The following is a 5,272-nucleotide window of genomic DNA, read 5'->3' on the forward strand; positions in this document are numbered from 1 at the left end:
AAAAAGGACTGGAGTTTCCATTTAAGGAATTCCAGTCCTTTTTTAGATCTAACTTTTAACTGTTAGACCCCCTTTTATACTTTTGTAGAAAATTAATATTTTACAGAAGTGTGTCGATATGCCATTTTGAACTTTCACTTTGCAAATCAACCATATGATGATAAAGTCCGTTTTGTTTATATAATGATTCAGGTGCTCCCTCCTCTTTGACTCTACCATTTTCTAAAACAATGATCTTATCGGCAGATTGTACAGTTCGCATACGATGAGCGATAACCAATACTGTCTTATTAGCTAACAAGGTTGATAAAGCTTCTTGAACTTTTGTCTCGTTTTCAACGTCAAGACTGGCTGTTGCCTCATCTAATAAAATGATAGGAGCATCTTTTAAAAGTGCTCTAGCAATCGAAATTCTTTGTCGTTCCCCTCCAGAAAGTTTGGTCCCATTTTCTCCTATGAGTGTATCATAACCGTCTGGAAGCTTATGAGCAAATTCATCACAATTAGCCGCTTTTGCAGCTTTATATACTTCTAAGTCTGTTGCGTCTCTTTTACCTAACCGAATATTTTCTTTTATACTATCATCAAATAAAACGACATCTTGAAATACCATAGAATAATCACTTAATAAAACTTCAGGATCAATTGTATTAATATCAATACCACCTACTTTTATAGAACCTTTATTAGTATCCCAAAGACGTGCGGCTAATTTTGCACAAGTGCTTTTTCCAGAACCAGAAGGGCCAACCAAGGCCGTTACCTCACCTTCTTTAGCTATAAAACTAACATCTTTTAAAACATCATGATTGTCATAGGAAAATGAGACATGATGGAATTCAATGTCATACCCTTTTGGCTCAAAAGTTTCTTTACCTGATGCAATAGGAGTGTCGTAGATTTCCATCATGCGATTTGCTGATACTTGAGAGACAAACATCTCTGCAATTAATGCCAAACTCTGATCAAAAGGAGCGTAGATTCTTGTGATAACAAGTAAAAACATAAATAAAATCATGAAATCAATTTGGCCATGAACGATAAGGTTTGCACCAACTAAGATTGTAGTTGCAACACCTAAACGCATGATAACACTTGCAGCATTTACAAATATACCTGATATAAGTTCTCCGCGAATCATCACACTCTCGTGGGCATCAATTTTTTTATACAATCCTTTAAGATAAGTATCTTCTTGGTTTGTAGCTCGGATTTCTCTAATATTTTCTAATGTTTCCTGAATTTCATCTGAAACTCTTATAGCAGATTGTTTAAGCATTTCTGAGGCGTTCGAAGTCCATTTTCTTGAACCAAACAAAAGGCCAAATGCGACAGGCACACCCCAAAGACAGGCAATTGCCAAACGCCAATCATAAATGAACAGGAAAATAGCAATGATAGCAGTAGAGATATAAGAACCATATAAATAACCCAGTACATGTGACCAGACATGTTCCATTCGATTGACGTCGCCCATAATTGTTTCTGTCAAATCTGCAATATCTTTTTTGTTGAAATATCCCAAAGGTAATTTACGAAGTTTTTCAGCTAATGCTATTCGGGTAACCTTTACTTCTCCATAAACAAGACCATAAGTGGTTTTATATTGTTGTAGATGTGTAATAAAAGATAAAATGACAAATAAAGTCAATAGAACTAGGATTGTTATTGTGTTTACTTTGAACTGATTACCTTTGATAAGATTTACAAAATTATTCATTAATAAATACAATATACTGATACCACTCATAACCACAAGATTAACTATAACTGTCCAAAATGTTCCCTTTTTAACATTTTGAACACCTTTGTCTGTTAAGGCATACTTGCGTTTAAATTCCCTTCCGAACATCTATAAAGCCCCCTTTTCTACACTTGTAATTTTCCATTTTGCTGCTTGATTATAATCAGTCCACATTTTTTGATATAAACCCTTTTTATTTAATAATTCATCGTGAGTTCCTTCTTCAATTACATATCCTTTATCTAAAACAATGATTTTATCCGCGTTTATAACAGTGGATAGACGATGAGCAATCATGATCACTGTCCGATTTTGACATAAGACGTTTAGAGCTTTTTGAATTAAAACTTCATTTTCAGGATCTGCAAAGGCTGTAGCTTCGTCCAATATCACAATTGGAGCGTTTTTTAAAATGGCACGAGCTAAAGCAATCCTTTGTTGTTCACCTCCAGATAAATAAGTGCCTTCACTACCGATGATGGTATGGATGCCATTTGGAAGTTTCTCAATGATATCTTCACATCTAGCTGCTTTTAATGCATACATAACATCTTTGTCTGAAGCATTGGGATTAGAGATTTTAATATTTTCTAAAATTGATGTTTTAAAAAGTTTTGTATTTTGGAAAACAAAAGCAACCTTATCCATTAGAACATGCTGATCAATGTCTTTAACATTGACGTGTCCAATTTCAATAACACCTTTTTTTACATCCCAGAAACGAGGAATCAAGCTAGCAACTGTTGTTTTACCACCTCCTGATGGACCAACGAGTGCAACAGTTTGACCCGGTTTAACTCTAAAAGATATAGATGATAAGGCAGGTGTACTAGATCCTTCATAAGTAAAGCTTACATTTTTGAAAACCACGCTATTATCTATTGGTGTTTTTGGATGAATACATTCTTTTAGCGTAGGGGCTTTCATAACTAGATCAATACGATTTAGAGCTGTGTTCGCTAACATAATACCTGATGAAGCAAACATAATCTTTGCGAGTGCAGTTGAAATGATTGCAGAAAAAATAGCATAAAATACGAAGTTTGTAACAAAATTATTAAAATTGCCATTATTAAGTGCGGATGGAGCTAAAAAAATAACAACAGGTACTAGAAAAATAAAAGCTCCTTCTGTAAATGTTAAGTTAATTGATTGAGGAACACGACAGATTTTTCCCTGATAATATTCAGCTTTATCACTGTATTCTTCAATAGATTTTTTAAACGTTTTAAACGAATAGACTGTCTGTTGAAAAATCTTAACCACAGGAATTCCTCTTACATATTCTGTGCCAGCTTTTGTCATTTTATCTTGTGCAGCTTGATATTCGGCCATAATTTGAGCGTTTTTGCCACCCATCATTGAAAACATTGCGATTATTGATATTATAGATGACAATAAACAAGAAGCTCCCATACGCCAATCAAAAATAAACATTAAGACCACCATTCCGGTAAACAATACAATGGTTCCAACGATATCTGCCAAATTGTGAGCTAATAGTGTTTCTGTGTCATTGGCTGCACTATCTAGTCTTCCTCGAATAAGTCCTGAAGCATTATTGTCAAAATATCCTAATGGTGCCTTCATTAGATGATTCATCCCTATTTTTCGAATGTTTTCAGCAGTTCTAAAAGCTGCCAAGTGTGTACATAATAATCCAATAAAATAAATGATTATTCCACATACAGAAAAACTAAAAGCAACCCAACCGTAAGTTTCTATATTTTTGATATTTGAAAAGTTAGGGATAGCCTCAATCAAATCTCTAACTACAAGCCAAATACAAATGTACGGTACTATACTACAAAGCATTGAAATCGCAGATAGAGTAAGACCGATATAAGTCAAAATTCTAAAGTTTCCTGCATAGTTCAGTAAAGTAGTAATTGCATTTTTTTTCTTTTCTTTCATCTTAACCCTCCTTTTTACGAATGACGATATAGTTAGTTATAACTAACTTGAGAGGCAAAAAAATTGCAGTCAGCAGCATCCATTTATTTTTCTTCAATTAATGCTAACCAACCAGCAGTATAAAATGCACGAAGCTGTCCTACATCACGCATAGCTTGTTTTTTAGGAATATCATGGATGACAACCTCAAAAATACCACCAAACATACCACTTGCAATAATGTGACACAGAGTCTTGTCTAATCTAGGCACAGTATATCCGAGTTCTCTAAGAACATCCATATACTTTAGAGTGTATTCTACTTCGACCTCAACAATATTGTGGACAAAATTTTCGTAGCTTGTCCCTTCAGCCTTCGACAATAATAGTTTTATTGGATCACGGTGCTCACAAATATAGTCAACCATCCAATCTATACAAGAACTCGATTCAATCCCCATATGAGAAGGTTGTTCATTTTTTGGCAAATCGGCAAACCTTAATTGCGCTTCCATAAAATTAGCCATTATAGCCTGTGCATGCGGTTCTACAATTGAAGCAAATAAGGCTTCTTTGCTGGAAAAATATCCATAAAAAGCTCCAGTTGTTACACCGGCGTGTTTTACGATTTGGCGAAGTGATGCCCCACGAAAACCTTTTTCTAAAAATTCATCAATAGCAGCTTGTTGAATTTTATTGAGTGTTAAATTAGAAGTATCTTGCATTTTTTATCCTCTCATAACATTGTTATATAACACTGTTATAATATACTTAATTTATTATCGTTGTCAATGGATTCTTATAATTAATGTGTTTTTTATGGATTAACATTATAAAATATCATTATTAAAAAAGGCTACATAATGATATAGCCTTTTTATACAGGTATCCAATCGGTTTCCCAACGTCTTTGAGTTGAATTCCAAAGTCTTTTGTAGAATTTTCCATTAATAAATTTATACTTCCATTCTTTGATGTCGGCACGAACTTCAATATCGGTGTTTTCTATTGATGAGATTTCATTAGCTGCAATAGGGGTAGGACATAAAAATGTCAACATACATAATAATAAAATAGTCTTTTTCATAATTAATCACTCCTTTATAATTGGAATTTCAGAAAAAGGTGAAACAGTAGGATCTTCAATACTACCTTCTTCGCCATCTATAAATAAGGTATATGTTCCATCTTTGTGTTGGATAATGTATGCGTTGTCGATCGTATCTTCAGAAATTGTAACATAGGGTGTTTCTTCGGATGGGGCTGGAAAAGATGCTTCGAATATGATGCTATTGGAAAAGAATACCAAACTACAGATTACCACTAATAGCAAGTAATTGGTTTTTTTCATGAAGGATTCTTCTAAAATATATCTAATTCTATATTCTAGTACATTGGAACTATCGTCAATTAAGAAACTGTAATATTCTTTTGCAAACGGATCGGTTTTATCCACAAGTAATTTCTGTACATGAATCAAGAATTGTGCATAGTTTAATCGTTCTCTTTCGCTCATTTTCTTTACCACTTTTTCATCAACTCGAATTTCTAAAAATAAATTGAGTATTCCGTTAACTGAAGTCCATCCTGTACGATAGAGAAGTCCACTCAATCCGCTTATGAAGTCCACTATTT

General features: G+C 33.8%; 5 protein-coding genes. All 5 read right to left on the minus strand.

Translation table 11 applies throughout. The features are described 5' to 3' along the window. Positions 1 to 100: 100 nt before the first annotated feature. Positions 101 to 1,852 carry an ABC transporter ATP-binding protein gene (locus PND65_RS09405; protein WP_035402842.1) on the minus strand — a complete coding sequence of 584 codons (1,752 nt, stop codon included), beginning with the start codon at positions 1,850 to 1,852 and terminating at the stop codon, positions 101 to 103. After that, positions 1,853 to 3,658 carry an ABC transporter ATP-binding protein gene (locus PND65_RS09410; protein ID WP_271991830.1) on the minus strand — a complete coding sequence of 602 codons (1,806 nt, stop codon included), beginning with the start codon at positions 3,656 to 3,658 and terminating at the stop codon, positions 1,853 to 1,855. An 83-nt stretch (positions 3,659 to 3,741) separates the two neighbouring features. Continuing rightward, positions 3,742 to 4,362 (minus strand): TetR/AcrR family transcriptional regulator, encoded by a 621-nt coding sequence (locus tag PND65_RS09415; RefSeq protein ID WP_022355739.1) that lies wholly within the window; start codon positions 4,360 to 4,362, stop codon positions 3,742 to 3,744. Between the two features lie 152 nt (positions 4,363 to 4,514). Beyond that, positions 4,515 to 4,724 (minus strand): hypothetical protein, encoded by a 210-nt coding sequence (locus PND65_RS09420; protein WP_195376158.1) that lies wholly within the window; start codon positions 4,722 to 4,724, stop codon positions 4,515 to 4,517. A 6-nt stretch (positions 4,725 to 4,730) separates the two neighbouring features. Further along, on the minus strand, positions 4,731 to 5,272 hold a 542-nt coding region (locus tag PND65_RS09425; protein ID WP_271991827.1), incomplete at its 5' end, for a hypothetical protein.

Source organism: Faecalitalea cylindroides (genome assembly GCF_028321995.1).
GTDB lineage: Bacteria > Bacillota_I > Bacilli_A > Erysipelotrichales > Erysipelotrichaceae > Faecalitalea > Faecalitalea cylindroides.

Coding starts and splice junctions, on each gene's coding strand:
- PND65_RS09415 (WP_022355739.1), bottom strand. CDS start 4,362: ATGCAAGATACTTCTAATTTAACACTCAATAAAATTCAACAAGCTGCT.
- PND65_RS09420 (WP_195376158.1), bottom strand. CDS start 4,724: ATGAAAAAGACTATTTTATTATTATGTATGTTGACATTTTTATGTCCT.
- PND65_RS09405 (WP_035402842.1), bottom strand. CDS start 1,852: ATGTTCGGAAGGGAATTTAAACGCAAGTATGCCTTAACAGACAAAGGT.
- PND65_RS09410 (WP_271991830.1), bottom strand. CDS start 3,658: ATGAAAGAAAAGAAAAAAAATGCAATTACTACTTTACTGAACTATGCA.